Source organism: Actinokineospora diospyrosa (assembly GCF_024171925.1).
Taxonomy (GTDB): Bacteria; Actinomycetota; Actinomycetes; order Mycobacteriales; family Pseudonocardiaceae; genus Actinokineospora; species Actinokineospora diospyrosa.
Map to the genome: position 1 here is coordinate 13,267 of NZ_JAMTCO010000011.1, position 23,231 is coordinate 36,497.

Consider the following 23,231-nt stretch of genomic DNA (forward strand, 5'->3'; position numbering starts at 1 on the left):
TCCCCCCGGTCAGCCACCCCGCCCGGTTGGCCCGCCGCCGGGGCCCGGTGGTCCCGGCCGCCCGCCCGGCCCGCCGCCCGGTGGTCAGCACTCCGGTCAACACCCCGGACAGCACCCTGGTCAACACCCCGGACCGCCGCCCGGCAGCCAACCCCCGGGCAACCAGCCCCCCGGCCCGCCGCCCGGTCCGCCCCCTGGGCCACCGCCCGGCAACCAACCACCCGGCCCACCCCCCGGTGCCAAGCCGCCCGGACCGCCGTCCGGGGGGCACCCCCCGCAGCCGCCGAAGCCGACCACCCGGGTGTCCGCGCGCAGGCGCAACCGGGGCGCGAGCCTCGGCGCGCTGCCGGTCGCGAACCTGGTGGTGCTGGAGGTCGGCGTCGCGATCGGCCTGGTGCTGCTGGCGATCGACACGAAGCTGGTCTACATCGCGATCGCGGTCGCCGCGGTCGCGCTGGTGATGGCGTTCCTGCGCTGGCGCGGTCGCTGGTTCACCCAGTGGATCGGCTTGACCGTGCGCTACACGTTCCGCGCGCACTCGCGGGTCAGCAAGCCCGCCGCCCCGGTGAGCATCGAGGAGTTGGCCGCCACCGACGGGTCCGCGGTCACCGGCCCGGACGACCCCCGGGTGAGCCTGCTGCGGTTGGCCGTGCCGGACCTGGTCGTCGCTCACGGGGTGGACCACGAGCGCAGGCCGCTGGGCATGGCCTGGCACGAGGGCACCTGGACCGCGGTGCTGCTGGTCGACCCGGCGCCCGCGCTGGTCAGCCAGGTCGGGTCCACGCCGAGCCTGCCGCTCGGCGCGCTGGCGCCGTGCCTGGAGGACCGCGGTGTGGTGCTCGACGCGATCCAGGTGATCTGGCACTGCTACCCCGGTAGCGCCGCCCTCCCCCCCAACTCCCCCGCGCTGGCGTCGTACCTGGAGGTGCTCGGCCCGCTGTCGGCGGCCGCCCGGCGCACCACCTGGGTCGCGGTGCGGCTGGACCCGAGGCGGTGCCCGGCCGCGGTCCGCGAGCGCGGCGGCGGTGTCGTCGGCGCGCACCGGGCGCTGATCGGTGCGCTGTCGCGGGTCCGCAACGCCCTGGAGTCGCGGGGCGTGCCGACCCGACCGCTCGACCCGGACGAGCTGCTCAAGGCGGGGATCGCCGCCGCGGAGCTGACCGGGGTCGCCGGGTCCAACACCCAGGTCGGGCTGCGCGAGCGCTGGACCGGGGTCACCGCGGCGGGCATCGGCCACGCGAGCTACGCGATCACCGGCTGGCCGCAGGGCAAGGCGGCGACCAGCCTGAACGCGCTCACCGGCGTGCGCGCGCTGTCGGCGACCGTGGCGATGTCGATCTCGCCGGGCGCCGACGAGGGCCAGGTCGGCCTGCGCGGCCTGGTCCGGGTCAGCGCCCGCACCCCGGAGGAGCTCAGCCACGCCGACGAGCGGCTGGACGCGATCTCCGACCGGCTGGGCATCACGCTGACCCCGCTGCGCGGCCTGCAGGTCGCCGGGCTGGCCGCCACGCTGCCGCTGGGCGGCCAGGCATGAGGGCCGCCACCACACGGTCGCCGCTGAAGGGGCAGGCAGCATGAGCTCGAGCCGGTTGCTCGACACCAAGGGCGGTGCCGGGGGCATCGCGCCGGAGTTCCTCGTCTCCCCGGACATGCTCGACGCGGTCAGCCCGTCCGGGGACCGCGGCGGGATGGTGCTCGGTTCCGGGCTCCAGGGGGAGCCGCTGACGATCTCCGCGCTGCGGCCCGCGCCGACCAGGATCGTGCTGGTGGGTGGTCTGTACCTGGCCAGGCAGGTGGCACTGCGGGCGATGGCCGTCGGCGCTTGGGTCGTCGTCGCGACCGGGCGACCTGCGGCGTGGCAGGTGCTGCAGAAGGCCGCGGGCACCGGGCCGGACGGGCGTCCAGCGCCTCTTGTGCAGATCCGCAGGCTTAGCCCGGTAGAGCTACCGCGCCCGTCAGAGGATGGGCCACTGCTGGTCGTGCACGACGGTGGGCCTACCCCGCAGGAGTTGTTCCCGCCGCGCTCGCCGTGGCAGACCACTGTCTATGTGCTGCCTTATATGCACCCGCAGGCAGGCGCGACCGCCAACGCCGCGGACTTGGTGCTGCTGCAGCGCCTCCCGGTCGGGCAGGCCCAACTGGCCGCTCGGGTGTGGCGCCTCCCGCCGCCGATGGTCCAGCAGCTGACCACGCTCGCCGACGACCAGGTGGTCGCGCTCGGCAAGAACCTGTGGCGGCCGCTGCGGCTGGTGACCACCCAGAAGGAACAGCAGATCCTGGGGCCGGTCCGCCGCGGAGACTAGGGTCACACGGGTGCGCGCACGGTAATCGCACGGGTGCGTTCCGTTCCTTTTCGCGCCCTTTTCCGCCACTACCGTCCCGCTACCGTCGCGCACCGGAACCGAATACGAACACCCGGTGTCCTAGACCGGCGACATACCGGCGCAGCAGGGCGCCCATCACACCCTCCGCAGTCATGACACCTCAGAAGTGTGCCCGATCGGCCGAACTGACAGACCCGAGCGGAGTTAGCGGGTAACCGAGAGCTCCGTGATTGTCGGTCTCAGGCACACGAACGGGTCGGTCCTCCCTTCGCGGCAGCGAGATCACCAGACAGGAAAGTCGTCGTTTCCGCGCGCCTGATCCTGTTGGTGACCCCGCCACCGCGAAACGGTCCGGAACGCTTGGTGTCCTCCTGTGAAGGAGTCCAAGGAATGGGTATGTCTCGCGCCGCACGGATGCGGCGAATTGGCGGAATCGGTCTCGCGGTCACCGCGACGGTCGCCACCGCCGCTGTCGGTTTCAGTCTGTCCAACTCGGCGACGGCCGCGGAGGGTCCGATCCTGGGCGCCGACAAGCCGACCGCCATCGCGGGCAGCTACATCGTCGTGCTCAAGGACGGGGTGAGCGCCCAGGCGGCGACCGCCACCTCCGACGGCATCACCAAGAAGTTCGGCGGCACGATCAAGCAGCGCTTCTCCCAGACGGTGAAGGGCTACTCGGCGAAGATGACCGAGCAGCAGGCCAAGTACACCGCGGCCGACCCGTCGGTCGCCTACGTCGAGGCCGACCAGAAGATCACCGCCAACGTCGACCAGCTGACCCCGCCGTCGTGGGGCCTCGACCGGGTCGACCAGGCCGCGCTGCCGCTGAACACCAAGTACACCTACTCGACCACCGCGTCGAACGTGAACGTCTACGTCATCGACACCGGTGTCAACCTGACCCACGCCGACTTCGGCGGGCGCGCGGTCAGCGGCACCGACAAGGTCGACAACGACAACAACGCCACCGACTGCAACGGCCACGGCACGCACGTGGCGGGCACCATCGCGGGCAGCACCTACGGCGTCGCCAAGGCCGCCAAGATCATCGGCGTCCGGGTGCTGGACTGCAACGGCTCCGGCAGCACCGCCGGTGTCATCGCCGGTGTCGACTGGGTGACCGCGAACCGGGTCAAGCCCGCGGTCGCCAACATGAGCCTCGGCGGGGCGGCCTCCACCGCGCTCGACCAGGCCGTGCAGCGCTCCATCGCCGCGGGCGTCACCTTCGCGGTGGCCGGTGGCAACTCCAACGCCAACGCGTGCAGCTACTCCCCGGCCCGCGTGCCGGAGGCGATCACCGTCGGCGCCACCACGAAGACCGATGCCCGCGCCAGCTTCTCCAACTACGGCTCGTGCACCGACATCTTCGCCCCCGGCGACGGCATCACCTCGGCGTGGATCGGCGGCACCACCGCCAAGAACACCATCTCCGGCACCTCGATGGCCTCCCCGCACGTGGCGGGCGTCGCCGCGCTCTACCTGGCCACCAACCCGAACGCCACCCCGGCGCAGGTCGCCACCGCCCTGCTGGGCGCAGCGGCCACCGGCAAGGTCACCAACGAGGGCACCGGCTCGCCGAACAAGCTGCTGCAGGTCGTCGCGGCCCCCACCACGACGCCCACGCCCACCCCGACCCCCACGCCGACCCCCACCCCGACGCCGACCCCGGTCGGCTGCGCGGCGGTCACCGGCGCGACCAAGGTCACCATCCCGGACATGGGCGCGGCGGTCACCAGCCAGGTCACCGTCAACTGCACCGGCAAGGCGGACGCGGCCAGCAAGGTCACCGTCGACGTCATCCACACCTACCGCGGTGACATCAGCATCGACCTGATCGCGCCGGACGGCACCACCTACCGGCTGAAGAACACCTCCACCAGCGACTCGGCGGACAACATCAAGGAGACCTACACGGTCAACCTGTCCGCCAAGAACGCCGCCGGGCTCTGGAAGCTCTCCGTCAAGGACGGCTACAAGGCCGACGTCGGCTACCTCAACAGCTGGACCCTCGACGTCTGATCGAGACAACCCATTTCTAACCGGCCCCCGGGAGACACGGACGTCTCCCGGGGGCTTTCCCTGCCTTTTGTTCGCTGCCCGACCAGGTGAATCCCGCCCGCTTGTCCGCGCATCCCCTGGACATTCCCCAGGTCAGCGCCTGGCTGCAGTTGTCCACAACGCCCCAGTTATCCACAGATTTCCGCCGACCCCCCGTTTGATCTTGACCCGCGATAGACTGGCACCGGGGACGCCCCCCGTGGTGTGGTGGGGGCTGGGGCCAACGATCTTGATCGGCGGCGGGACGTCGGCGGACCTCAGCGCAGGTTGCTCGATCGGACTCCCAGCCGACGATCGAGCCCATCCTGGGCGGTCGCCGAGCACCTAGCGCGCACACCTCATCGTCCGGCGAGCCTGCCCGACCGGGTGAACCATCGCGATCGATCCCGCCCTGACCTGCCATCCGCCCAGGTCAGCGCGCTGCGCAAGTTATCCACAACGCCCCGGTTATCCACAGATTCTCGCCAGCACCCCATTTGATCTTGACCCGCGATAGACTGGCACCGGGGACGCCCCCCGTGGTGTGGTGGGGGCTGGGGCGAACGATCTTGGTCGGCCGCGGGACGCCGGAGGGCTCCGGTGGGGGCTTCGAAGCAGGGGCGTCAGGGCCCCGGTTGATTGGCCGACGGTCGAGGTCTGGGGATGCGACCGGGCGGCCGATAGGCACAGAATGCGAGCGCTTCGTCGTCCGGTGAATCGGCTCGACCGGGTGAATGATCCCGATCAATCCTGCCTCGACCTGCTATTTGCCCTGGTCAGCTCGTTGCGCGAGTTATCCACAACGCCCTAGTTGTCCACAGATTTTCGCCAGCACCCCGTTTGATCTTGACTGTCGATAGACTGGCACCGGGGACGCCCCCCGTGGTGTGGTGGGGGCTGGGGCGAGCGATCTTGGTCGGCCGCGGAGCGTCAGGCTGCGGAGCGTCGGGGGTGGGCGCAGCGTGCGGGGTGGTGGGGCGGAGAAGGTGCGCGGGAGAGCCGGGGCGGAGCGGGGAGTGGCTACAGGGTTCGCACGCGGCGGGTTTGTTCGGCGCGGGTGGCCAGGTCTTCGTCCGCCGGGTAGTCGACGGCGGTTAGGGAGAGGCCGTGGGCGGGGGCGACGGTGATGGCGCTGGGGCGCTCGGTGGCGGTGAGCATGGACGCGGGCCAGTCCGGGTCCTTGCGGCCCTCGCCGACGGCCAGGAGGGCGCCTACGAGGCTGCGGACCATGGAGTGGCAGAAGGCGTCGGCGGAGACCCGGGCGGTGAGGGTGCCGTCGGGCTCGCGGGACCACTGCAGGCGCTGGAGTTCGCGGATCGTCGTGGCGCCCTCGCGGCGTTTGCAGAAGGCCACGAAGTTGTGCTCGCCGACCAGCAGGGCGGACGCGGCGTTGAGGGCGTCCAGGTCGAGCGGCCGGGGCCAGGTGACGATGTGGTTGCGGCGCAAGGGATCCGCGAGCCACTGGCGGTCGCACACGCGGTACGCGTAGTGCCTGCGGAGGGCGCCGAAGCGGGCGTCGAACGCGGGCGGCACCCGTCGCGCGCCGGTAACCCTCACGTCAGCGGGTAAAGCGCGCGCGAGCCGGAACACCAGCGCCTCGGGCTCGACGTCGGCGGGCAGGTCGACGTGGGCGACCTGGCCGGTGGCGTGCACGCCCGCGTCCGTGCGGCCCGCGACCGTGAGCCGGGCCTTGCGGCGCAGCACGTGGAACAGCGCCTCCTCGAGCACGCCGCACACCGTGCGCCGCTCGGGCTGCACGGCCCACCCGGAGAAATCCGTGCCGTCGTAAGCGATGTCGAGCCGAACGCGGACGAGCCCGCCGTCCCCGGTGGGGGCGGCGGGCTCGTCGCGGTGCTGCTGGGTCAGGACTTGTCCCCGGCTGCCTTGTCCTCAGTGGACTCAGCGGACTCGGCGGCGTCGGTCGCGGTGGTGTCGGCCTCGGGGGCGTCCTCCACCTTGTCCTCGACCTTGGCGTCCTCGACCTTGGTGTCCTCCGCCGCGGGCGCCTCGTCCTTCTTGGCGTCCTTGGCGAACTTGGTCTTGCGCGCGGCCTCGGCCTCGGCGGTGACCGTCTTCTCCTGGATCAGCTCGATCACGGCCATGGGGGCGTTGTCGCCCTTGCGCGGCAGGGTCTTGGTGATCCGGGTGTAGCCACCGTTGCGGTCGCTGAAGAACGGGCCGATCTCGGTGCACAGGCGCTGCACGACGTCCTTGTCGCGGATCACCTTCATGATCTCGCGGCGGTTGTGCAGGTCACCGACCTTCGCCTTGGTGATGAGCTTCTCGGCGTAGGGGCGCAACCGCTTCGCCTTGGCCTCGGTGGTGGTGATCCGGCCGTGCTCGAACAGCGCGGTGGCCAGGTTGGCCAGCAGCAGCCGCTCGTGGGCCGGACCGCCGCCGAGGCGGGCGCCCTTGGTTGGGGTGGGCATTGCTTGCTCCTTGGGGAAATCCGCTGCTCAGGGAGTCCAGTCCGGACTAGAGCTGCTCGGTCTCTGCGTAGTCCTGGCCGTCGTCGGTGCCGGTGTCCGCGCTGTCGGTCCACGTGTCGGCAGCGAAGTCGGTCGCGGCCGCGGTGGGGTCGAACCCGGGCGGGCTGTCCTTGAGCGCCAGGCCCAGGCCGACGAGCTTCATCTTGACCTCGTCGATGGACTTGGCACCGAAGTTGCGGATGTCCAGCAGGTCCGCCTCGCTGCGCGAGACGAGCTCACCCACGGTGTGGATGCCCTCGCGCTTGAGGCAGTTGTAGGAGCGCACGGTGAGGTCGAGGTCCTCGATCGGCATCGCGTAGGCGGCGATGGTGTCCGCTTCCTGCGGCGACGGGCCGATCTCGATGCCCTCGGCGTCGACGTTGAGCTCGCGCGCCAACCCGAACAGCTCGACCAGCGTCTTGCCAGCGGACGCCACGGCGTCGCGCGGGGTGATCGACGGCTTGGTCTCGACGTCGAGGATGAGCTTGTCGAAGTCGGTGCGCTGCTCGACGCGGGTGGCCTCGACCTTGTAGGTGACCTTGAGGACCGGCGAGTAGATCGAGTCCACCGGGATCCGGCCGATCTCCGCGCCCGCCTGCTTGTTCTGCACGGCCGGGACGTAGCCGCGACCGCGCTCGACGACGAGCTCGATCTCCAGCTTCCCCTTGCCGTTCAGGGTCGCGATGTGCAGGTCGGGGTTGTGCACCGTGACGCCCGCTGGCGGCACGATGTCACCGGCGGTCACCTCACCGGGGCCCTGCTTGCGCAGGTACATCGTCACCGGCTCGTCCTCCTCGGAGGAGACGACGAGCTCCTTGAGGTTGAGGATGATGTCGGTGACGTCCTCCTTGACCCCCGGCACGGTGGTGAACTCGTGCAGCACGCCGTCGATGCGGATGCTGGTGACCGAGGCGCCGGGGATCGAGGACAGCAGGGTCCGCCGCAGCGAGTTGCCCAGGGTGTAGCCGAATCCGGGCTCGAGCGGCTCGATGACGAAGCGGGAGCGGGTCTCGTTGACCGGCTCCTCGGCGAGGCCAGGACGCTGTGAGATGAGCACTTCTTGGTTCTTCCTTCCCGTTGGCGCCCGCTATTTGACGCCGGTGGTGACTGGGACGACCGCCCACTCCCGACAGTGCGGGGGCGGGCGGTCGGGGCGGCGGCTCTCGGCGCCGCCGCCCCACACGCCTTACTTCGAGTAGAACTCGACGATCAGCTGCTCGGTGACCGGCACATCGATCTGCGCGCGCTCGGGCAACTGGTGCACGAGGATCCGCAGGGTCGACGGCACGACCTGCAGCCAGCCCGGGATCGGGCGGTCGCCGACGGACTCCTTGGCGGCGACGAAGGGCAGGGTCGGCAACGACTTCGGCTTCACGTCGATGATGTCGAACTTCGACACCTGGAAGCTGGGGATGTTGACCTTCTTGCCGTTCACGATGAAGTGCCCGTGGTTGACCAGCTGCCGCGCCTGGCGGCGGGTGCGGGCCAGGCCAGCGCGGTAGACCACGTTGTCCAAACGGGACTCGAGCAGCTGGAGCAGGACCTCGCCGGTCTTGCCCTGGCGGCGCACGGCGGTCTCGTAGTAGCGGCGGAACTGCCGCTCGAGGATGCCGTAGGTGTAGCGCGCCTTCTGCTTCTCCTGCAGCTGCTGCAGGTACTCGGTGTCCTTGGTCCGCCCGCGGCCGTGCTGGCCGGGGGGGTACGGACGCCGCTCGAACGCCTGGTCGCCGCCGACGAGGTCGACCTTGAGCCGACGGGAGATCCGGGTGGCCGGACCGGTGTAACGTGCCATGACTGCTTAGTCCTCCCCGTTCCTCAGACCCGGCGCCGCTTGGGCGGGCGGCAACCGTTGTGCGGCTGCGGGGTCACGTCCTGGATGGTGCCGACCTCGAGGCCCGCCGCCTGCAGCGAGCGGATCGCGGTCTCCCGGCCGGAGCCGGGGCCCTTCACGAACACGTCGACCTTCTTCATCCCGTGCTCAGCGGCCTTGCGGGCGGCGTTCTCAGCAGCCATCTGCGCGGCGAACGGGGTGGACTTGCGGGAGCCCTTGAAGCCGACGTGACCGGAGGACGCCCACGCGATGACGGCGCCGGTCGGGTCGGTGATCGAGACGATGGTGTTGTTGAACGTGCTCTTGATGTGGGCGTGCCCGTGCGAGACGTTCTTCTTTTCCTTGCGCCGGACCTTCTTGACTCCGGCGCCGGTACGAGACTTCGGTGGCATGTCTTCGGGTTTCTCCTAGCTGGGGCGCGAGGTGGTGAACTCGGGAGCTGCGTTGCGGATGATTGATCCGGCGTCCGTGTAGAGCTCGCGCAGTGCAGCCGGGCGGGCGCACTTCGGCGCGACGGTGAGGGCCATGAAGGCCCGGTTCCGACGTCGTTGGGGAACGACGGCGACCACGGTCTCGCAGCTCTTGCTCACTTCTTGCCGGCCTTCTTCTTGCCGGCGACGGTCTTCTTAGGGCCCTTGCGGGTGCGGGCGTTGGTCTTGGTCCGCTGTCCGCGGACGGGAAGACCGCGGCGCCAGCGCAGACCCTCGTAGCAGCCGATCTCGATCTTGCGCCGGATGTCGGCCTGCACCTCGCGGCGGAGGTCACCCTCGACCTTGTAGTTGTTCTCGATGTGATCGCGGAGCCGGACGACGTCCTCGTCGGTCAGGTCCTTGGCCCGCAGATCCGGGCTGATCCCGGTGGCGTCCAGCAGCTCCTTGGAGCGTGTCCGGCCGATACCGAAGATGTAGGTCAGCGCGATCTCCATCCGCTTTTCGCGGGGGAGGTCGACGCCTGCGACGCGTGCCATTGCGGCGGTGTCTCCTCGTTGTCATCCAGGTCTGCTCCCGCACCGCCCCGAGTGTCGACTCGGGCCCCGGCCTGGAGTCCGGGGGTGAATCGGGTCCCAATGACCCGACAGGTGGCGGGAGGTCCTCTTTCCTTGCTGTCGCGTAGGTCGGCGACCGGCTAGGCGGTGAGTTCGCTCAGCCCTGGCGCTGCTTGTGGCGCAGGTTCTCGCAGATCACCATGACCCGGCCGTGGCGGCGGATCACCTTGCACTTGTCGCAGATCTTCTTGACGCTCGGGTTGACCTTCACGTCTGTCTTCTCCTGCTTCGGCCGCGTGCCCCAGTGCTGGGGCACCAGTAGTGGCTTCCCGGGCTGGTCGGCCCGGGAACGTCACTTGTAGCGGTAGACGATGCGGCCGCGGGACAGGTCGTAGGGCGAGAGCTCTACGACAACCCGGTCCTCGGGCAGGATGCGGATGTAGTGCTGCCGCATCTTGCCGCTGATGTGTGCCAGCACCTTGTGGCCGTTCTCCAACTCGACGCGGAACATCGCGTTGGGGAGTGGCTCGACCACGCGGCCTTCGACCTCGATGGCCCCGTCCTTCTTGCCCATGTCCTCCGCGTTTCGTGACGGTGGGTGTAGCTTCGGCTTGCCGACGGGCGCGAGCGAGGGCGGGATTACCCCACCGGGTGACACGCACGACGGAATCGGCGCCTATACAGCACCAGCGGTCAAGTGTACGCGCGTGTACACCAAGGCCCCAAATCGGGGGTCCCGACCGGGCGACGTGCGGGCGCCGGATCGCTCGCAGCACCGGCCCGGCCCGCCTTCCCCCAGCTCAGCGCCCAGGGACGGCGAAGCGGCCAGTACCCCGAACCGGGGGTACTGACCGCCTGTGCCGCCACTTGGGAAGCGCTACCGCTCCCTAGAGCGCGATCAGATCATCTCGTCGCAGGGCAGGCCCTTGGACTCGAAGCCGCCGCTGGGCTTGTGGTAGAAGAGCTCGATGCAGACGGTGCCGCCGTCGGCCACGGGCACGCCGGGGTAGCTGGTCAGGGTCCCACCGCCGTAGTAGTGGTTGCCCAGGCTGCGCCGCGAGTAGTTGGTGCCCCAAATGTCGAAGTGGTACGTGCCGCTCACGCCGCAGGTCTGCTGGACCGTGGCGCCCTGGTTGTAGGCCTGCAGGTAGGCGCAGCCGTTGCCGCCGTTGGTGGTCGCGGACGCGGTGCCCGCGCCCAGCCCGGACAGCACCAGAGCCGCCGCACCGACGACCGGTGCCAATTTGGCGAACTTGTTCATCGAATACCTCCCCAGAATCAGATGATTTACCGACAACCGAGTGAGCGGGCACCGCCACCGCAACACAATTCCGGTTTGATTTCCCGACCCCCTCGGTGAAACAACCATTTCACGGGTTTACCGGCAGGTACAATAGTCCATCGGGGTAGTGACCCCGATCACCGATCTCCGGAAACACCCAGGACTTCAGCCCGAAACACTCCTTTGCCACCTTTCGAGGTGTTTCGAGATCGCACCCGGTCTGCTATGTGGACCCACGTCCGGATCTGCCGGTCCGCATACACCGAAATCGGCAGATCCGAGGAATCGGGCAACCACCGCTCACATCGGATCGCAGACGTTGCCCTTCGACTCGTACCCGCCCGCGGGCTTGTGGTACCAGAGCTCGGCGCAGACGTTGGACCCGACGGCCGCGGTGAACGGGAACGTCACCGAGTGCGGCGAACCGGTGTAGGTGTGCGCTGGCCGGGGTCCGGACGAGGTCCCGCCGTACACGGCGAAGTGGTACGTGCCGATCGTGCCGCAGAACTGCTGGAGCTGGACCGTCTGGTTCTGCGCCACGATGCTGAAGCACAGCAACGACGGCGCCTGCGCGGCCGCGGACCCGGCGCCGAGACCGGACAGCACGAGCGCGGCGGCGCCCACAACCGGGGCGAACTTGGCCAAAGCCATCTCGTTTACCTCCCGAGGATCGAATAGATGACATGCCGAGGAAACACCTGGTAAATGGGGCTGAAATGCCACGAGTGGGCACCCCTCGACGGAGGAACCATTCCACGGGATAACCGGCAGGCGCAATGCGCGCGACCGAGCTGCCGGGGAACCGGAAGAATGAGAAAGCGCGGCACCGGTGACCGGTGCCGCGCTCTGCTCGAGGTGAATGGACTATTCGGGGGCGGTGAGCACCCACGGGCCGTTGTCGGTGACCGCGACCGTGTGTTCCCAGTGCGCCGCGCGGGAGCCGTCGGCGGTGACGACCGTCCAGCCGTCCTCCAGTTCGACGGTCTCCTCGGTGCCCAGGGTCAGCATGGGCTCGATGGCGATGGCCATGCCGACCCGGAGGCGGGGGCCCTTGCCGGGCTTGCCGTAGTTGGGCAGGAACGGGTCCATGTGCATGGAGCTGCCGATGCCGTGGCCGCCGTACTCGCGGACGATGCCGTAGTCGCGGGCGTGGGCGCGTTCGCTGGCGTGGACCGAGGTCTCGATGGCGTGCGAGATGTCGGTGAGCCGGGCGCCGGGGGTGACCGCGGCGATGCCCGCCTCCATGGCCGCCTTGGTGGCCGCGGAGAGCGCGGACTCGGCGTCGGTGACCGAGCCGACGAACAGGGTGACGGCGGAGTCGCCGTGCCAGTCGTCGAGGATCGCGCCGCAGTCGACGGAGATGAGGTCGCCCTCGGCGAGCACCTGCCCGCGCGAGGGGATGCCGTGCACGATCTGCTCGTTGACCGAGGCGCAGATGCTGGCCGGGAAGCCGTGGTAGCCCTTGAACGAGGGCACCGCGCCCGCGTCGCGGATGGTCTGCTCAGCGAGCTCGTCGAGCTCCTGGGTGCTGACCCCCGGGCGGGCGGCGGTGGCGACGTTGGCCAGGGCCTTGGCCACGACCAGCCCTGCGGCGCGCATGGCCTCGAGCTGGGCCGGCGTCTTGATCTCGATCATCCGCGACTTCCAGGAGGCGATGGCAAGGCGCAATCCGCCGAGCACACCACCGGTCACGTCCGGTCGCGCAGCGCCGAGAGCACGCGCTGGGTGATGTCGTCGACCTCGCCGACGGCGTCCACGGTGATCACCGCGGTGCCGTAGTAGTCCAGCAGCGGCGCGGTCTCCGACCGGTAGATCTCCTGGCGGCGGCGGATGACGTCCTCGTTGTCGTCGGTGCGGCCCCTGGCCAGCAGCCGCTTGACCACGACGTCCTCGTCGACCTTGAACTCCACCACCGCGTCGATCGACTGGCCGGTGCTGCTGAGGATCTTGCCGAGCACCTCGGCCTGGCCGACGTTGCGCGGGAACCCGTCGAGCAGGAACCCGCCGCGCGCGTCGGCCTCGTCGAGGCGCTCGCGCACCATCTCGTTGGTCACCTCGTCCGGCACCAGCTGGCCGGAATCGAGGTACCGCTTGACGTCCTGGCCGAGCTCGGTGTTGTTCGTGATGTGCGCCCGGAACAGGTCCCCGGTGGAGATGTGCGGCACGCCCAGCTCCTCGCTGAGTGCGGCCGCCTGGGTGCCCTTACCCGCTCCCGGCGGTCCAACGAGAACAACACGCGTCACTTGAGGAACCCTTCGTAGTTGCGCTGCATCAACTGGCTCTCGATCTGCTTCACGGTGTCGAGACCGACGCCGACCATGATCAGCACGGCGGTACCGCCGAACGGGAAGTTCTGGTTCTGACCCGGGTCGGTGATCTCGAGGAAGAAGTTGGGCAGCACCGCGATGATGCCGAGGTAGATCGAGCCAGGGAGCGTGATCCGGCTCAACACGAAGCTGAGGTACTCGGAGGTGGGGCGGCCGGGGCGGATGCCCGGGATGAAGCCGCCGAACTTCTTCATCTCGTCAGCGCGCTCGTTCACGTTGAACGTGATGGTGATGTAGAAGTACGTGAAGAAGATGATCAGCGCGAAGTAGACGCCGATGTGCACCCAGCTGGCCTGGTTCACGATGTGGTTGGAGATGAACCGCTGCCAGGCGGAGCTGTCCTGGCCGACCAACCGCGAGATCAGGTCGGGCAGGTAGAGCAGCGACGAGGCGAAGATGACCGGGATGACGCCAGCCTGGTTGACCTTCAGCGGCAGGTACGTCGAGGTACCGCCGTACATCCGGCGACCGATCATGCGCTTGGCGTACTGCACCGGGATCCGGCGCTGGCCCTGCTCGACGAAGACGACGCTGCCGATGATCAGCAGGCCGAACACCAGCACCATGGCGAACACCAGACCGCCGTTGCGGTTGAGGATGTTGCCGCCCTCGGCCGGGATGCGCGCGGCGATGTTGACGAACATCAGCAGCGACATGCCGTTGCCGATCCCGCGCTCGGTGATCAGCTCACCGAACCACATGATCAGCGCGGTGCCCGCAGTCATCGTGATGACCACGACGGCCAGCGTGAACACGTTGCTGTTCGGGATGATGTCGTCCGGGCAGTTGCCGAACAGCTGCTTGCGGTCGGCCATGGCGACGATGCCGGTCGCCTGCAGGACCGCGAGCGCGATCGTCAGGTAGCGCGTGTACTGCGTGAGCTTGCCCTGGCCTGCCTGGCCTTCCTTCTTGAGCTGCTCGAACCGGGGGATCACCACCGTCAACAGCTGGATGATGATGCTCGCGGTGATGTAGGGCATGATCCCGAGCGCGAAAACCGACAGCTGCAGCAAGGCGCCGCCGCTGAACAGGTTCAGCAAGCCGAAGACGCTGCTGTTGCTGTCGGACACCAGGTCCAAGCACTTCTGCACGTTCGGGTAGGACACGCCCGGCGAAGGGAGCAGTGCGCCGACTCGGTAGACCACGATGATCCCGAGCGTGAAAAGGATCTTACGGCGCAAGTCCGGCGTCGCGAGAGCCGAGCGGAAGGCGCTGAACACGCAAGAACCTCCTCGGCGTCACCGGCAGCTCATTGCCGGTGAACGGCTTAACCGGCTAGTCGCCGGCGGTTACAGGGCCAGGGCTACCAGGTGTTGGCAGGCCAGGAGCGCTCCGGAGCAAGAGACCCCAAAGCGTGCTCTCGACTCTAACAGCACGGCTGTTGGGTTCAGCACCCCGAGGTACCCACAACCTGGCGCCCCGGGGCCGTCACCGGGGTGATGTGGCTAACAGGGCCGCCATGCCGAGGAGCACCACACCGGTCCCCTGGTCCAACCGGCGGTGCGCCCGCCGACTCATCCGCACCGCCCGCACGACCGCGCCGACCCCGACGTAGATCGTTCCGGCGACCAGTTCGGCGACCAGGTACAGCGCGCCGAGCACCAGCACCTGGGCGGTCACCGAACCGCGGTCGGGCTCGACGAACTGGGGCACGAAAGCGGTGAAGATCAGCACCGCTTTCGGGTTGCTGACCGCGACGAGGAACTCCTTGCGCGCCAGGGCGAACAGGTCCGGCGCGGCCAGGTCATCGGGGGCGTCTTCCCGGGTGGACTTGGTCATCAGGATGCGGACGCCGAGGTAGACCAGGTACCCGACACCGAGCCACTTGACGACGGTGAGCGCGACCTCCGACGCGGCCAGCAGACCGCCCAGCCCGGCCGCGACGGCGGTGATCAGCAGCGCGAAACCGGTGAGCCTCCCCAGCAGCGCGGTGGTACCCCTGGCGGGCCCGTACCGCATGCCGTGGTGCATGCCCAACAGGTTGTTCGCACCGGGCGTCATGGCGACCAGGAAGGCGGCACCGAGGAAGACGAGGACCCACATGAGGGAGTCCTATCATCCGACCTACCGGGTGGCCAAGGGGTTAATCCGGGAAATCACCAGAGTGCGGCGCGGCGGTCTGTCCACAGGGAGCGCCGAGTTGTCCCCAAGATCACGGGCAGTTGTCCACAGGCGCCGGCTAGCCTCGGCCCATGACACCTCGGAAGGCGGACGGCAGCGCGGGCGACGCGGACTACGGCGACATCGGGACGGTCTACACCGGGCACCGCAACCCGGACCCGCGCATCGCGGCGGCCATCACCGCGGCCATCGGCGACGCGCGGTCGGTGCTGAACGTCGGCGCGGGCGCGGGGTCGTACGAACCGCTCGACCGGGACGTGACGGCCGTCGAGCCGTCGGCGTCGATGCGCGCGCTGCGCCCGGCCAGCCGACCGGCCGTCGACGCCACCGCCGAGGCGCTCCCCTTCCCCGACGCCGCGTTCGACGCGGCGATGGCGACCTTCACCGTGCACCAGTGGAGCGACCTCGCCGGTGGCCTCGCCGAGCTGCGCCGGGTCACCAGGGGCCCGGTCGTGCTGCTGACCGCCGACCCGGACCTGGTGCGCGACTTCTGGCTCTACGAGTACGCCCCCGAGGTCCTCGACGTCGAGGCCCGCCGCTACCCCGCGATCACCGACCTGGCCAGCGGGCTCGGCGGCGGCGTCCGGGTCGACCTCGTGCCCATCCCCAACAACTGCGTCGACGGCTTCAACGAGGCCTACTACGGCCGCCCGGAGAAGTTCCTCGACCCCACCGCCCGCCAGGCCTGCTCCGCCTGGAGCTTCGTCGACGGCGCCGTGGCGGACCGGTTCGCGACCCGCCTCGAGGAGGACCTGGCCGACGGGACCTGGGACCGCAAGTACGGGCAGCTGCGCAACCAGCCCACCTACGCGGGCTCCCTGATCCTGGTCACCTCGCACCCGGCCGCCACGGACACGAGCGCCTGACAGCGCAAAGACCGCGGGGCCCCGGACAAACGCCCGGGGCCCCGCGGTCTGAGCAGCTCTTACGCGCTGACGAGCGCGGTGGCGGTGCCACCGGCCGAGGCGAGCTTCTCCGCGGCGGACGCGGAGAACTTGTCGGCGGTGACGTCGAGCTTGACGCCGTTCAGGTCGCCGTCCGCGAGGACCTTGACCAGGTTGTTCTTGCGGACGAGACCAGCCGCGACCAGGTCGGCGATGCCGATCTTGCCGCCGTCGGGGAACGCGGTGGCGATGTCACCCACGTTGACGACCTGGTACTCGACGCGGAAGCGGTTCTTGAAGCCCTTGAGCTTCGGGAGCCGCATCTGGATCGGCATCTGGCCACCCTCGAAGCGCGCGGGGACGTTCTTGCGCGCCTTGGTGCCCTTGGTGCCGCGGCCAGCGGTCTTGCCCTTGGAGCCCTCACCGCGACCGACACGGGTCTTGGCGGTGTTGGAGCCGGGGGCAGGCCGCAGGTGGTGGATCTTGATGGCCATCAGTCGACCTCCTCGACGGTGACGAGGTGGCGGACGGTGTGGATGAGGCCGCGCACCTCTGGCGTGTCCTCGCGCACGGTGGTCTGCCGGATCTTGCGCAGGCCGAGGGTGCGGAGGGACTCACGGTGGTTGCGCTTGGTGCCGATGGAGCTGCGCACCTGCGTGACCTTCAGCTGAGCCATGGTCGTCACGCCCCCGTACCCGCGGTGGCCGCGGCGGCGCGGGCGCGGAGCATGCCGGCGGGTGCCACGTCCTCAAGCGGCAAGCCGCGGCGGGCCGCGACCTCCTCGGGGCGCTGCAGGCCGCGCAGGGCGGCCATGGTGGCGTGCACGATGTTGATGGCGTTGTCGCTACCCAGCGACTTCGACAGCACGTCGTGCACACCCGCGCACTCCAGGACGGCGCGGACCGGGCCACCGGCGATGACGCCGGTACCGGCACTGGCCGGGCGCAGGAGCACCACGCCAGCCGCCTTCTCGCCCTGGATCGGGTGCGGGATGGTGCCGCCGATGCGGGGGACGCGGAAGAAGTTCTTCTTCGCCTCCTCGACGCCCTTGGCGATCGCGGCGGGCACCTCCTTGGCCTTGCCGTAGCCGACACCGACCATGCCGTCGCCGTCACCGACGACGACCAGGGCGGTGAAGCTGAAGCGACGACCACCCTTCACAACCTTGGCGACCCGGTTGATGGCGACGACCCGCTCGAGGTGCGGGGTCTTCTCGGCCGCGGCACCGCGGCCGCCGCCGTCACGGCGGTCGCGACGGTCACGGCGCTCGCCGCGGTCGTTACCGCCCTGACCGCCGCCCTGGCCGCCACCCTGGCCACCGCCGAACTGCCGTGTACGTCCCGGCATCAGGCGTTCCTTCCCTTGTACAGAACAGTCATCAGAACTCCAGCCCCGCTTCGCGGGCCGAGTCGGCCAGCGAGGCGATGCGGCCGGTGTACTTGTTGCCGCCCCGGTCGAAGACGACCTTGGCGATGCCAGCGGCCTTGGCGCGGTCGGCGAGCAGGGCGCCCACCTTGGCCGCGCGGGCCTTCTTGTCGCCGTCGACCGCGCGGACGTCGGCCTCCAGGCTGGAGGCGCTGGCCAGGGTGTGGCCCGCGAGGTCGTCGACGATCTGCGCGGTGATGTGGCGCGCGGACCGGTGCACGACGAGGCGGGGGCGCTCCACGGTGCCCGCGACCTTCTTGCGGAGCCGGAAGTGCCTGCGGGTCTTGGCAACGCGGCGGCGGGTCGAGATGTCCTTGCCCACCGGCTTGCGCTTGGTGACAGTCGTGTCGCTCATGATCACTTACCCGTCTTTCCGACCTTGCGGCGGATCTTCTCGCCCGCGTACCGCACGCCCTTGCCCTTGTACGGGTCGGGCTTGCGCAGCTTGCGAATGTTGGCCGCGACCTCGCCGACCCGCTGCTTGTCGATGCCGGAGACGGAGAACTTGGTGGGGCTCTCCACCGCGAAGGTGATGCCCTCGGGGGCAGCGACCTTGACCGGGTGGCTGTAGCCGAGCGCGAACTCCAGGTCCGAGCCCTTCGCCACGACGCGGTAACCGACGCCGTGGATCTCCATCTTCTTCTCGTAACCCGCGGTCACGCCGATGACGACGTTGTTGACCAGGGAACGGGTCAGGCCGTGCAGCGCGCGGTTCTGCCGCTCGTCGTTGGGCCGGGTGACCTGCAGCGTGCCGTCGTCGGCGCGCTCCACGGTGATCGGCTCGGACACGGTCAGCGACAGGGAACCCTTGGGGCCCTTCACGCTGACGCTCTGTCCCTCGATGGTGACGTCAACCCCGGCTGGGACGGGGATCGGAAGCCTTCCGATGCGAGACATTCTGTTTCCCCCTTACCAGACGTACGCGAGGACTTCGCCGCCCACGCCCTGCTTGCCAGCCTGGCGGTCGGTCAGCAGGCCACCAGACGTGGAGATGATCGCCACGCCGAGGCCGCCGAGGACCTTGGGCAGGTTGGTCGACTTCGCGTACACCCGCAGGCCGGGCTTGGACACCCGACGCAGACCGGCGATGCTGCGCTCACGGTTCGGGCCGTACTTCAGCTCGACGACGAGGTTCTTGCCCTTCTCGCCGTCTTCGTCGCGGTAGCTCGCGATGTAGCCCTCGCGCTTGAGGATCTCGGCGATGTTCGCCTTGAGCTTGCTGTGCGGCAGCACGACCGCGTCGTGGTACGCCGAGTTGGCATTGCGCAGACGCGTCAAGAAGTCTGCGATCGGGTCGGTCATCGTCATGGTGACCTGTCAACCTTTCTCGCCGGGGTTCCCTGTGACGGGCCTACGGCGAACTGGGGGTGGAGAACTAGCTGTCCCGCTACTTGGCCTCAGGGGCACCGTGACGGCGGCCAACCCCGGAGTACGCACTCCGAGCCTGTCGCCGCCACGGCAACCACCCGTCAAAATTCCGGGGAGGCGGGACTGCCTACCAGCTGGACTTGCTGACGCCGGGGAGCTCGCCGCGGTGTGCCATCTGCCGCAGGCAGATCCGGCACAGGCCGAACTTGCGGAACACCGAGTGCGGGCGGCCGCAGCGGTTGCACCGGGTGTACGCGCGAACCGCGAACTTCGGCTTGCGCGCTGCCTTGGCGACCAGAGCCTTCTTAGCCATGGATCACTGCTCCTTGAAGGGGAAGCCCAGGTGCTTGAGAAGCGCCCGGCCCTCCTCGTCGTTGGTCGCGGTGGTCACGATGGTGATGTCCATGCCGCGCTGCCGGTCGATGGAGTCGGGGTCGATCTCGTGGAACATGGACTGCTCGTTGAGACCGAACGTGTAGTTGCCGTTGCCGTCGAACTGCTTGCCCGAGAGGCCGCGGAAGTCGCGGATACGGGGCAGCGCGATGGTCAGCAGGCGGTCGAGGAACTCCCACATGCGGTCGCCGCGCAGCGTGACGCGCGCACCGATCGGCATGCCCTCGCGCAGCTTGAACTGGGCGATGGACTTGCGGGCCTTGCGGACCTCGGGCTTCTGGCCGGTGATGGTGGCCAGGTCGCGCACGGCGCCCTCGATGAGCTTGCCGTCGCGGGCGGCGTCACCGACACCCATGTTGACGACGACCTTCACCACGCCCGGGATCTGCATGATGTTGGCGTAGTCGAACTCGCCCCGCAGCGAGGTGACGATCTCCTCGCGGTAGCGGGTCTTGAGCCGGGGGATGACCTTCTCAGTGGTAGTCATGATCAGATCTCCTTCCCGTTGCCCTTGCCGCGGGCCACGCGGACCTTGCGGCCGTCGTCGTTGAACGCGTAGCCGACCCGGACGGCCTTGCCGTCGGACACGAGCATCACGTTGCTGACGTGGATGGGGGCTTCCTGGGTCACGATGCCGCCGGACTGCGCGCCGCGCTGGGTCTGCGAGATCCGGGTGTGCTTCTTGATCCGGTTGACGCCCTCGACCAGGACCTTGTTGGTGGTCGGGTAGGCCTGGATGACCTTGCCCTTGGCACCCTTGTCCTTGCCCGAGATGACAACGACGGTGTCGCCCTTTTTGATCTTCATGTCAGAGCACCTCCGGAGCCAGCGAGATGATCTTCATGAACTTCTTGTCGCGCAGCTCGCGGCCGACCGGGCCGAAGATGCGGGTTCCGCGCGGCTCGCCCTCGTTCTTGATGAGGACGGCGGCGTTCTCGTCGAAGCGGATGTACGAACCGTCCGGACGGCGACGCTCCTTGACGGTGCGGACGATGACCGCCTTGACGACGTCACCCTTCTTCACACCGGCGCCGGGGATCGCGTCCTTGACGGTGGCGACGATGATGTCGCCGATACCCGCGTAGCGGCGGCCGGAGCCACCGAGAACACGGATGCAAAGGATTTCCTTCGCACCGGTGTTGTCGGCGACGCGCAGCCGCGACTCCTGCTGGATCACTTGCTCAACTCCCTGACCATTCGTGGCCTGCCAGATTTCCGACCTGACAGGCTCGGCCTAGCTGTGCTTACTTGGCCTTCTCGAGGATCTCCACCAGCCGCCAGCGCTTGGTCGCCGACAGCGGGCGGGTCTCCATCAGCAGGACCCGGTCACCGACACCCGCGGTGTTGGCCTCGTCGTGCGCCTTCACCTTGGTGGTGGAGCGCAGGACCTTGGCGTAGCGCGGGTGCTTCTTGCGGTCCTCGAGCGCGACGACGATGGTCTTGTCCATCTTGTCCGACACCACGAGGCCCTCGCGGACCTTGCGGTTGTTGCGCGCCTCGGTCTCGGTCTCGGTCACTGCGGTTTCGTTCTCGCTCATGCGGCACCTTCATTGCTGGACGCGTCCGGGGACGTCGACAGGCCGAGCTCGCGCTCGCGCATCACGGTGTAGACCCGGGCGATGTCGTGCCGGACGGTGCGCAACCTGCGGTTGTTGTCCAGCTGTCCGGTGGCCATCTGGAAGCGGAGGTTGAACAGCTCTTCCTTCGCCTCGCGCAGACGCAGCACCAGCTCCTCGTCGGTCAGCTCGCGCAAGTCCGTAGCGGTGGTCCCAGCCGCCATCAGAAGTCACCACCCTCACGCGTGACGATCCGGCACTTCATCGGGAGCTTGTGGATGGCGCGACGCAGCGCCTCGCGCGCGACCTGCTCGTTCGGGAAGCTCATCTCGAAGACGACGCGACCCGGCTTGACGTTGGCCACCCAGTACTCCGGGGAACCCTTACCGGAACCCATGCGGGTCTCGGCGGGCTTCTTGGTCAGCGGCCGGTCCGGGAAGATGTTGATCCACACCTTGCCACCGCGGCGGATGTGCCGGTTGATGGCGATACGAGCGGACTCGATCTGCCGGTTGGTCACGTACGCGGGCTCGAGCGCCTGGATGCCGAACTCGCCGAAGGTGACCCTGGTGCCGCCCTTGGCCGCACCCGCCCGCTTGGGGTGGTGCTGCTTGCGGTGCTTGACCCTGCGGGGGATCAGCATGGGTCTAGCCCTCCCCGTTGGAAGCGGTCTCCGCCGCGGGGGCGTCGACCTTGGTCTGCGCCTCGGCGGCCGCGCGGCCCGCCTCGGTGCTGGTAGCGGTGGTGCCGGTGGCACCGGAGCGGCGAGCGCGGTTCGGGCGCTCGCGGCGCGGCTCGCGCCGGTTGTCCGGAGCGGCCGAGCGGACGTCGGACTCGCGGCGACCGCCGACGACCTCGCCCTTGTAGATCCACACCTTGACGCCGATGCGGCCGAAGGTGGTGCGGGCCTCGAAGAAGCCGTAGTCGATGTCCGCGCGCAGCGTGTGCAGCGGGACCCGACCCTCGCGGTAGTGCTCCGAGCGCGACATCTCAGCGCCACCGAGGCGGCCACCGCACTGCACCCGGATGCCCTTGACCTGCGGCGAGCGCATGGCCGACTGAATGGCCTTGCGCATCGCGCGCCGGAAGGACACGCGGTTGGACAGCTGCTCGGCGGTCACCTGGGCGACCAGCTGGGCGTCGGCCTCGGGGTTCTTGACCTCGAGGATGTTGAGCTGCACCTGCTTCTTGGTGAGCTTCTCGAGCTCACCGCGAATGCGGTCGGCCTCGGCGCCGCGGCGGCCGATGACGATGCCCGGCCGGGCGGTGTGGATGTCGACGCGGACGCGGTCACGGGTGCGCTCGATCTCCACGCGGGAGATGCCAGCGCGCTCCATGCCCTTGGACAGCAGCTTGCGGATCTTCACGTCCTCAGCGACGTACTCCGCGTACTGCTTGTCGGCGTACCAGCGCGACCGCCAGTCGGTCGTGATGCCGAGTCGGAAGCCGTGCGGGTTGATCTTCTGCCCCATTAGCGGGCACCACCCTTCGTGCTCGTCCGGCGCTTGGGCGCCTGCTTGGCCACCGGACGCGACTCCACCTCGACCGTGATGTGGCTCGTGCGCTTGCGGATCCGGTAGGCACGCCCCTGGGCGCGCGGCCGGAACCGCTTCAGCGTCGGGCCCTCGTCCACGTACGCCACGGCCACCCAGAGGGTGTCGGGGTCGAGGTTGAGGTTGTTCTCTGCGTTGGCGACGGCGCTCGCGAGCACCTTGGCCACCGGGTCGCTGGCTGCCTGCGGCGCGAACCGGAGCACGGCCAGGGCCTCGCTGGCGCTACGTCCCCTGATGAGCTCGACGACGCGGCGCACCTTCATCGGCGTGGCGCGAACGTAGCGAGCCCGTGCCACGGCGCGCGGAAACTCTTCCTGCGCCTCGGCATCGTTACGGGCGTTCATCGCTGCTTCCCTTGCTCTCTTCTAGCTTGCTCTGGTGATCGAGCCGCCGACTAGCGGCGACGGGCCTTGCGGTCGTCCTTGATGTGGCCCTTGAAGGTGCGCGTCGGGGCGAACTCGCCCAGCTTGTGCCCCACCATGGCCTCGGAGACGAACACCGGGACGTGCTTGCGGCCGTCGTGCACCGCGATCGTGTGCCCGAGCATGTCGGGGATGATCGTGGAGCGACGGGACCAGGTCTTGATGACGGTCTTCTTGCCGGACTCGTTGAGGACGTCCACCTTCTTGAGCAGGTGGTCATCCACGAACGGGCCCTTCTTCAGGCTGCGTGGCATT

Annotated in this window: 35 protein-coding genes; 4 read left to right on the top strand and 31 right to left on the bottom strand. The window is 69.0% G+C overall.

Annotated features, from left to right (window positions below):
- Positions 1 to 301: 301 nt before the first annotated feature.
- From eccE to LV75_RS22275, 3 genes are all read left to right on the top strand, one after another.
- Complete coding sequence (gene eccE, locus LV75_RS22265; protein WP_253888950.1) at positions 302 to 1,534, top strand: type VII secretion protein EccE; 1,233 nt, start codon at positions 302 to 304, stop codon at positions 1,532 to 1,534.
- A 40-nt stretch (positions 1,535 to 1,574) separates the two neighbouring features.
- On the top strand, positions 1,575 to 2,303 hold the full coding sequence (locus LV75_RS22270; protein WP_204449034.1) for a hypothetical protein: 729 nt from the start codon (positions 1,575 to 1,577) through the stop codon (positions 2,301 to 2,303).
- Positions 2,304 to 2,714: 411 nt separating this feature from the next.
- Positions 2,715 to 4,343: a S8 family peptidase gene (locus LV75_RS22275; RefSeq protein ID WP_372504212.1), complete on the top strand. Its 1,629-nt coding sequence runs from the start codon at positions 2,715 to 2,717 to the stop codon at positions 4,341 to 4,343.
- A 1,038-nt stretch (positions 4,344 to 5,381) separates the two neighbouring features.
- On the opposite strand, the gene truA is transcribed toward LV75_RS22275, so the two are convergent.
- From truA to LV75_RS22350, 15 genes are all read right to left on the bottom strand, one after another.
- A complete protein-coding gene (gene truA / locus LV75_RS22280; protein ID WP_308211026.1) occupies positions 5,382 to 6,155 on the bottom strand; it encodes a tRNA pseudouridine(38-40) synthase TruA in 774 nt (257 codons plus the stop codon).
- A gap of 68 nt (positions 6,156 to 6,223) precedes the next feature.
- Positions 6,224 to 6,790: a 50S ribosomal protein L17 gene (gene rplQ, locus LV75_RS22285; protein ID WP_253888953.1), complete on the bottom strand. Its 567-nt coding sequence runs from the start codon at positions 6,788 to 6,790 to the stop codon at positions 6,224 to 6,226.
- Positions 6,791 to 6,836: 46 nt separating this feature from the next.
- The gene (locus LV75_RS22290) at positions 6,837 to 7,886 is read right to left on the bottom strand and encodes a DNA-directed RNA polymerase subunit alpha (RefSeq protein WP_204449037.1); all 1,050 of its coding nucleotides are present in this window, start codon (positions 7,884 to 7,886) and stop codon (positions 6,837 to 6,839) included.
- Between the two features lie 129 nt (positions 7,887 to 8,015).
- Entirely contained in the window at positions 8,016 to 8,621 is a 606-nt protein-coding gene (gene rpsD, locus LV75_RS22295; protein WP_253888954.1) for a 30S ribosomal protein S4, read from the bottom strand.
- 23 nt (positions 8,622 to 8,644) lie between these two features.
- Positions 8,645 to 9,052, bottom strand: coding sequence for a 30S ribosomal protein S11 (rpsK, locus tag LV75_RS22300; RefSeq protein ID WP_091454169.1), 408 nt, complete (start codon positions 9,050 to 9,052; stop codon positions 8,645 to 8,647).
- 15 nt (positions 9,053 to 9,067) lie between these two features.
- On the bottom strand, positions 9,068 to 9,250 hold the full coding sequence (locus LV75_RS22305) for a hypothetical protein (protein ID WP_253888955.1): 183 nt from the start codon (positions 9,248 to 9,250) through the stop codon (positions 9,068 to 9,070).
- Positions 9,247 to 9,627: a 30S ribosomal protein S13 gene (rpsM, locus tag LV75_RS22310; protein WP_253888956.1), complete on the bottom strand. Its 381-nt coding sequence runs from the start codon at positions 9,625 to 9,627 to the stop codon at positions 9,247 to 9,249. The genes LV75_RS22305 and rpsM overlap by 4 nt, the downstream gene beginning before the upstream one ends.
- Positions 9,628 to 9,802: 175 nt before the next feature.
- Positions 9,803 to 9,916 (bottom strand): 50S ribosomal protein L36, encoded by a 114-nt coding sequence (gene rpmJ, locus LV75_RS22315; protein WP_018682809.1) that lies wholly within the window; start codon positions 9,914 to 9,916, stop codon positions 9,803 to 9,805.
- An 81-nt stretch (positions 9,917 to 9,997) separates the two neighbouring features.
- The gene (gene infA / locus LV75_RS22320; protein WP_005166804.1) at positions 9,998 to 10,219 is read right to left on the bottom strand and encodes a translation initiation factor IF-1; all 222 of its coding nucleotides are present in this window, start codon (positions 10,217 to 10,219) and stop codon (positions 9,998 to 10,000) included.
- 324 nt (positions 10,220 to 10,543) lie between these two features.
- Positions 10,544 to 10,906 carry a hypothetical protein gene (locus LV75_RS22325; RefSeq protein ID WP_253888957.1) on the bottom strand — a complete coding sequence of 121 codons (363 nt, stop codon included), beginning with the start codon at positions 10,904 to 10,906 and terminating at the stop codon, positions 10,544 to 10,546.
- Between the two features lie 321 nt (positions 10,907 to 11,227).
- The gene (locus LV75_RS22330; protein ID WP_253888958.1) at positions 11,228 to 11,578 is read right to left on the bottom strand and encodes a hypothetical protein; all 351 of its coding nucleotides are present in this window, start codon (positions 11,576 to 11,578) and stop codon (positions 11,228 to 11,230) included.
- A 213-nt stretch (positions 11,579 to 11,791) separates the two neighbouring features.
- A complete protein-coding gene (gene map / locus LV75_RS22335) occupies positions 11,792 to 12,562 on the bottom strand; it encodes a type I methionyl aminopeptidase (protein ID WP_253889175.1) in 771 nt (256 codons plus the stop codon).
- A 53-nt stretch (positions 12,563 to 12,615) separates the two neighbouring features.
- On the bottom strand, positions 12,616 to 13,170 hold the full coding sequence (locus tag LV75_RS22340) for an adenylate kinase (RefSeq protein WP_253888959.1): 555 nt from the start codon (positions 13,168 to 13,170) through the stop codon (positions 12,616 to 12,618).
- On the bottom strand, positions 13,167 to 14,474 hold the full coding sequence (gene secY / locus LV75_RS22345; RefSeq protein WP_253888960.1) for a preprotein translocase subunit SecY: 1,308 nt from the start codon (positions 14,472 to 14,474) through the stop codon (positions 13,167 to 13,169). The genes LV75_RS22340 and secY overlap by 4 nt, the downstream gene beginning before the upstream one ends.
- A gap of 208 nt (positions 14,475 to 14,682) precedes the next feature.
- Entirely contained in the window at positions 14,683 to 15,297 is a 615-nt protein-coding gene (locus tag LV75_RS22350; protein WP_253888961.1) for a LysE family translocator, read from the bottom strand.
- A gap of 149 nt (positions 15,298 to 15,446) precedes the next feature.
- Here LV75_RS22350 and LV75_RS22355 point away from each other — a divergent pair, with 149 nt between their 5' ends.
- Positions 15,447 to 16,241: a class I SAM-dependent methyltransferase gene (locus LV75_RS22355; RefSeq protein WP_253888962.1), complete on the top strand. Its 795-nt coding sequence runs from the start codon at positions 15,447 to 15,449 to the stop codon at positions 16,239 to 16,241.
- A gap of 59 nt (positions 16,242 to 16,300) precedes the next feature.
- Here LV75_RS22355 and rplO read toward each other — a convergent pair whose 3' ends face one another.
- From rplO to rpsS, 16 genes are all read right to left on the bottom strand, one after another.
- Positions 16,301 to 16,756 carry a 50S ribosomal protein L15 gene (gene rplO, locus LV75_RS22360; RefSeq protein WP_253889176.1) on the bottom strand — a complete coding sequence of 152 codons (456 nt, stop codon included), beginning with the start codon at positions 16,754 to 16,756 and terminating at the stop codon, positions 16,301 to 16,303.
- Positions 16,753 to 16,935: a 50S ribosomal protein L30 gene (gene rpmD, locus LV75_RS22365; RefSeq protein WP_204456040.1), complete on the bottom strand. Its 183-nt coding sequence runs from the start codon at positions 16,933 to 16,935 to the stop codon at positions 16,753 to 16,755. Before rpmD ends, rplO begins: the two co-directional genes overlap by 4 nt.
- Before the next feature lie 5 nt (positions 16,936 to 16,940).
- Positions 16,941 to 17,606, bottom strand: coding sequence for a 30S ribosomal protein S5 (gene rpsE, locus LV75_RS22370; RefSeq protein WP_253888963.1), 666 nt, complete (start codon positions 17,604 to 17,606; stop codon positions 16,941 to 16,943).
- Positions 17,607 to 17,637: 31 nt separating this feature from the next.
- Positions 17,638 to 18,039 (bottom strand): 50S ribosomal protein L18, encoded by a 402-nt coding sequence (gene rplR, locus LV75_RS22375; protein WP_239573263.1) that lies wholly within the window; start codon positions 18,037 to 18,039, stop codon positions 17,638 to 17,640.
- A gap of 2 nt (positions 18,040 to 18,041) precedes the next feature.
- The gene (gene rplF, locus LV75_RS22380; protein ID WP_253888964.1) at positions 18,042 to 18,581 is read right to left on the bottom strand and encodes a 50S ribosomal protein L6; all 540 of its coding nucleotides are present in this window, start codon (positions 18,579 to 18,581) and stop codon (positions 18,042 to 18,044) included.
- Between the two features lie 12 nt (positions 18,582 to 18,593).
- Complete coding sequence (gene rpsH / locus LV75_RS22385) at positions 18,594 to 18,992, bottom strand: 30S ribosomal protein S8 (protein WP_253833584.1); 399 nt, start codon at positions 18,990 to 18,992, stop codon at positions 18,594 to 18,596.
- 187 nt (positions 18,993 to 19,179) lie between these two features.
- Positions 19,180 to 19,365 (bottom strand): type Z 30S ribosomal protein S14, encoded by a 186-nt coding sequence (locus LV75_RS22390; protein ID WP_035279543.1) that lies wholly within the window; start codon positions 19,363 to 19,365, stop codon positions 19,180 to 19,182.
- A 3-nt stretch (positions 19,366 to 19,368) separates the two neighbouring features.
- A complete protein-coding gene (gene rplE, locus LV75_RS22395) occupies positions 19,369 to 19,932 on the bottom strand; it encodes a 50S ribosomal protein L5 (RefSeq protein ID WP_253888965.1) in 564 nt (187 codons plus the stop codon).
- A 2-nt stretch (positions 19,933 to 19,934) separates the two neighbouring features.
- Positions 19,935 to 20,252, bottom strand: a complete 318-nt coding sequence (rplX, locus tag LV75_RS22400) for a 50S ribosomal protein L24 (RefSeq protein WP_253833580.1) — start codon at positions 20,250 to 20,252, stop codon at positions 19,935 to 19,937.
- A 1-nt stretch (position 20,253) separates the two neighbouring features.
- Positions 20,254 to 20,622: a 50S ribosomal protein L14 gene (rplN, locus tag LV75_RS22405; RefSeq protein ID WP_018682823.1), complete on the bottom strand. Its 369-nt coding sequence runs from the start codon at positions 20,620 to 20,622 to the stop codon at positions 20,254 to 20,256.
- A 67-nt stretch (positions 20,623 to 20,689) separates the two neighbouring features.
- Positions 20,690 to 20,983 carry a 30S ribosomal protein S17 gene (rpsQ, locus tag LV75_RS22410; RefSeq protein ID WP_253888966.1) on the bottom strand — a complete coding sequence of 98 codons (294 nt, stop codon included), beginning with the start codon at positions 20,981 to 20,983 and terminating at the stop codon, positions 20,690 to 20,692.
- Positions 20,980 to 21,225 (bottom strand): 50S ribosomal protein L29, encoded by a 246-nt coding sequence (gene rpmC / locus LV75_RS22415; protein WP_253888967.1) that lies wholly within the window; start codon positions 21,223 to 21,225, stop codon positions 20,980 to 20,982. Before rpmC ends, rpsQ begins: the two co-directional genes overlap by 4 nt.
- Positions 21,225 to 21,644, bottom strand: coding sequence for a 50S ribosomal protein L16 (gene rplP, locus LV75_RS22420; RefSeq protein ID WP_204449052.1), 420 nt, complete (start codon positions 21,642 to 21,644; stop codon positions 21,225 to 21,227). Before rplP ends, rpmC begins: the two co-directional genes overlap by 1 nt.
- 4 nt (positions 21,645 to 21,648) lie before the next feature.
- On the bottom strand, positions 21,649 to 22,473 hold the full coding sequence (gene rpsC, locus LV75_RS22425) for a 30S ribosomal protein S3 (protein WP_204449053.1): 825 nt from the start codon (positions 22,471 to 22,473) through the stop codon (positions 21,649 to 21,651).
- Positions 22,473 to 22,898 carry a 50S ribosomal protein L22 gene (gene rplV / locus LV75_RS22430; RefSeq protein WP_253888968.1) on the bottom strand — a complete coding sequence of 142 codons (426 nt, stop codon included), beginning with the start codon at positions 22,896 to 22,898 and terminating at the stop codon, positions 22,473 to 22,475. The genes rpsC and rplV overlap by 1 nt, the downstream gene beginning before the upstream one ends.
- A gap of 50 nt (positions 22,899 to 22,948) precedes the next feature.
- The gene (gene rpsS / locus LV75_RS22435) at positions 22,949 to 23,230 is read right to left on the bottom strand and encodes a 30S ribosomal protein S19 (protein ID WP_092777667.1); all 282 of its coding nucleotides are present in this window, start codon (positions 23,228 to 23,230) and stop codon (positions 22,949 to 22,951) included.
- Between the last annotated feature and the right edge of the window lies 1 nt (position 23,231).

What these genes read in the sequence shown, in the direction of transcription:
- LV75_RS22270 (WP_204449034.1), top strand. Translation starts at nt 1,575, where the DNA reads ATGAGCTCGAGCCGGTTGCTCGACACCAAGGGCGGTGCCGGGGGCATC.
- LV75_RS22275 (WP_372504212.1), top strand. Translation starts at nt 2,715, where the DNA reads ATGGGTATGTCTCGCGCCGCACGGATGCGGCGAATTGGCGGAATCGGT.
- rplQ (WP_253888953.1), bottom strand. Translation starts at nt 6,790, where the DNA reads ATGCCCACCCCAACCAAGGGCGCCCGCCTCGGCGGCGGTCCGGCCCAC.
- rpsD (WP_253888954.1), bottom strand. Translation starts at nt 8,621, where the DNA reads ATGGCACGTTACACCGGTCCGGCCACCCGGATCTCCCGTCGGCTCAAG.
- rpsK (WP_091454169.1), bottom strand. Translation starts at nt 9,052, where the DNA reads ATGCCACCGAAGTCTCGTACCGGCGCCGGAGTCAAGAAGGTCCGGCGC.
- rpsM (WP_253888956.1), bottom strand. Translation starts at nt 9,627, where the DNA reads ATGGCACGCGTCGCAGGCGTCGACCTCCCCCGCGAAAAGCGGATGGAG.
- infA (WP_005166804.1), bottom strand. Translation starts at nt 10,219, where the DNA reads ATGGGCAAGAAGGACGGGGCCATCGAGGTCGAAGGCCGCGTGGTCGAG.
- LV75_RS22325 (WP_253888957.1), bottom strand. Translation starts at nt 10,906, where the DNA reads ATGAACAAGTTCGCCAAATTGGCACCGGTCGTCGGTGCGGCGGCTCTG.
- LV75_RS22330 (WP_253888958.1), bottom strand. Translation starts at nt 11,578, where the DNA reads ATGGCTTTGGCCAAGTTCGCCCCGGTTGTGGGCGCCGCCGCGCTCGTG.
- map (WP_253889175.1), bottom strand. Translation starts at nt 12,562, where the DNA reads ATGATCGAGATCAAGACGCCGGCCCAGCTCGAGGCCATGCGCGCCGCA.
- LV75_RS22350 (WP_253888961.1), bottom strand. Translation starts at nt 15,297, where the DNA reads ATGTGGGTCCTCGTCTTCCTCGGTGCCGCCTTCCTGGTCGCCATGACG.
- LV75_RS22355 (WP_253888962.1), top strand. Translation starts at nt 15,447, where the DNA reads ATGACACCTCGGAAGGCGGACGGCAGCGCGGGCGACGCGGACTACGGC.
- rpmD (WP_204456040.1), bottom strand. Translation starts at nt 16,935, where the DNA reads ATGGCTCAGCTGAAGGTCACGCAGGTGCGCAGCTCCATCGGCACCAAG.
- rpsE (WP_253888963.1), bottom strand. Translation starts at nt 17,606, where the DNA reads ATGCCGGGACGTACACGGCAGTTCGGCGGTGGCCAGGGTGGCGGCCAG.
- rplR (WP_239573263.1), bottom strand. Translation starts at nt 18,039, where the DNA reads ATGAGCGACACGACTGTCACCAAGCGCAAGCCGGTGGGCAAGGACATC.
- rplF (WP_253888964.1), bottom strand. Translation starts at nt 18,581, where the DNA reads ATGTCTCGCATCGGAAGGCTTCCGATCCCCGTCCCAGCCGGGGTTGAC.
- rpsH (WP_253833584.1), bottom strand. Translation starts at nt 18,992, where the DNA reads ATGACGATGACCGACCCGATCGCAGACTTCTTGACGCGTCTGCGCAAT.
- LV75_RS22390 (WP_035279543.1), bottom strand. Translation starts at nt 19,365, where the DNA reads ATGGCTAAGAAGGCTCTGGTCGCCAAGGCAGCGCGCAAGCCGAAGTTC.
- rplE (WP_253888965.1), bottom strand. Translation starts at nt 19,932, where the DNA reads ATGACTACCACTGAGAAGGTCATCCCCCGGCTCAAGACCCGCTACCGC.
- rplX (WP_253833580.1), bottom strand. Translation starts at nt 20,252, where the DNA reads ATGAAGATCAAAAAGGGCGACACCGTCGTTGTCATCTCGGGCAAGGAC.
- rpsQ (WP_253888966.1), bottom strand. Translation starts at nt 20,983, where the DNA reads ATGAGCGAGAACGAAACCGCAGTGACCGAGACCGAGACCGAGGCGCGC.
- rpmC (WP_253888967.1), bottom strand. Translation starts at nt 21,225, where the DNA reads ATGGCGGCTGGGACCACCGCTACGGACTTGCGCGAGCTGACCGACGAG.
- rplP (WP_204449052.1), bottom strand. Translation starts at nt 21,644, where the DNA reads ATGCTGATCCCCCGCAGGGTCAAGCACCGCAAGCAGCACCACCCCAAG.
- rpsC (WP_204449053.1), bottom strand. Translation starts at nt 22,473, where the DNA reads ATGGGGCAGAAGATCAACCCGCACGGCTTCCGACTCGGCATCACGACC.
- rplV (WP_253888968.1), bottom strand. Translation starts at nt 22,898, where the DNA reads ATGAACGCCCGTAACGATGCCGAGGCGCAGGAAGAGTTTCCGCGCGCC.
- rpsS (WP_092777667.1), bottom strand. Translation starts at nt 23,230, where the DNA reads ATGCCACGCAGCCTGAAGAAGGGCCCGTTCGTGGATGACCACCTGCTC.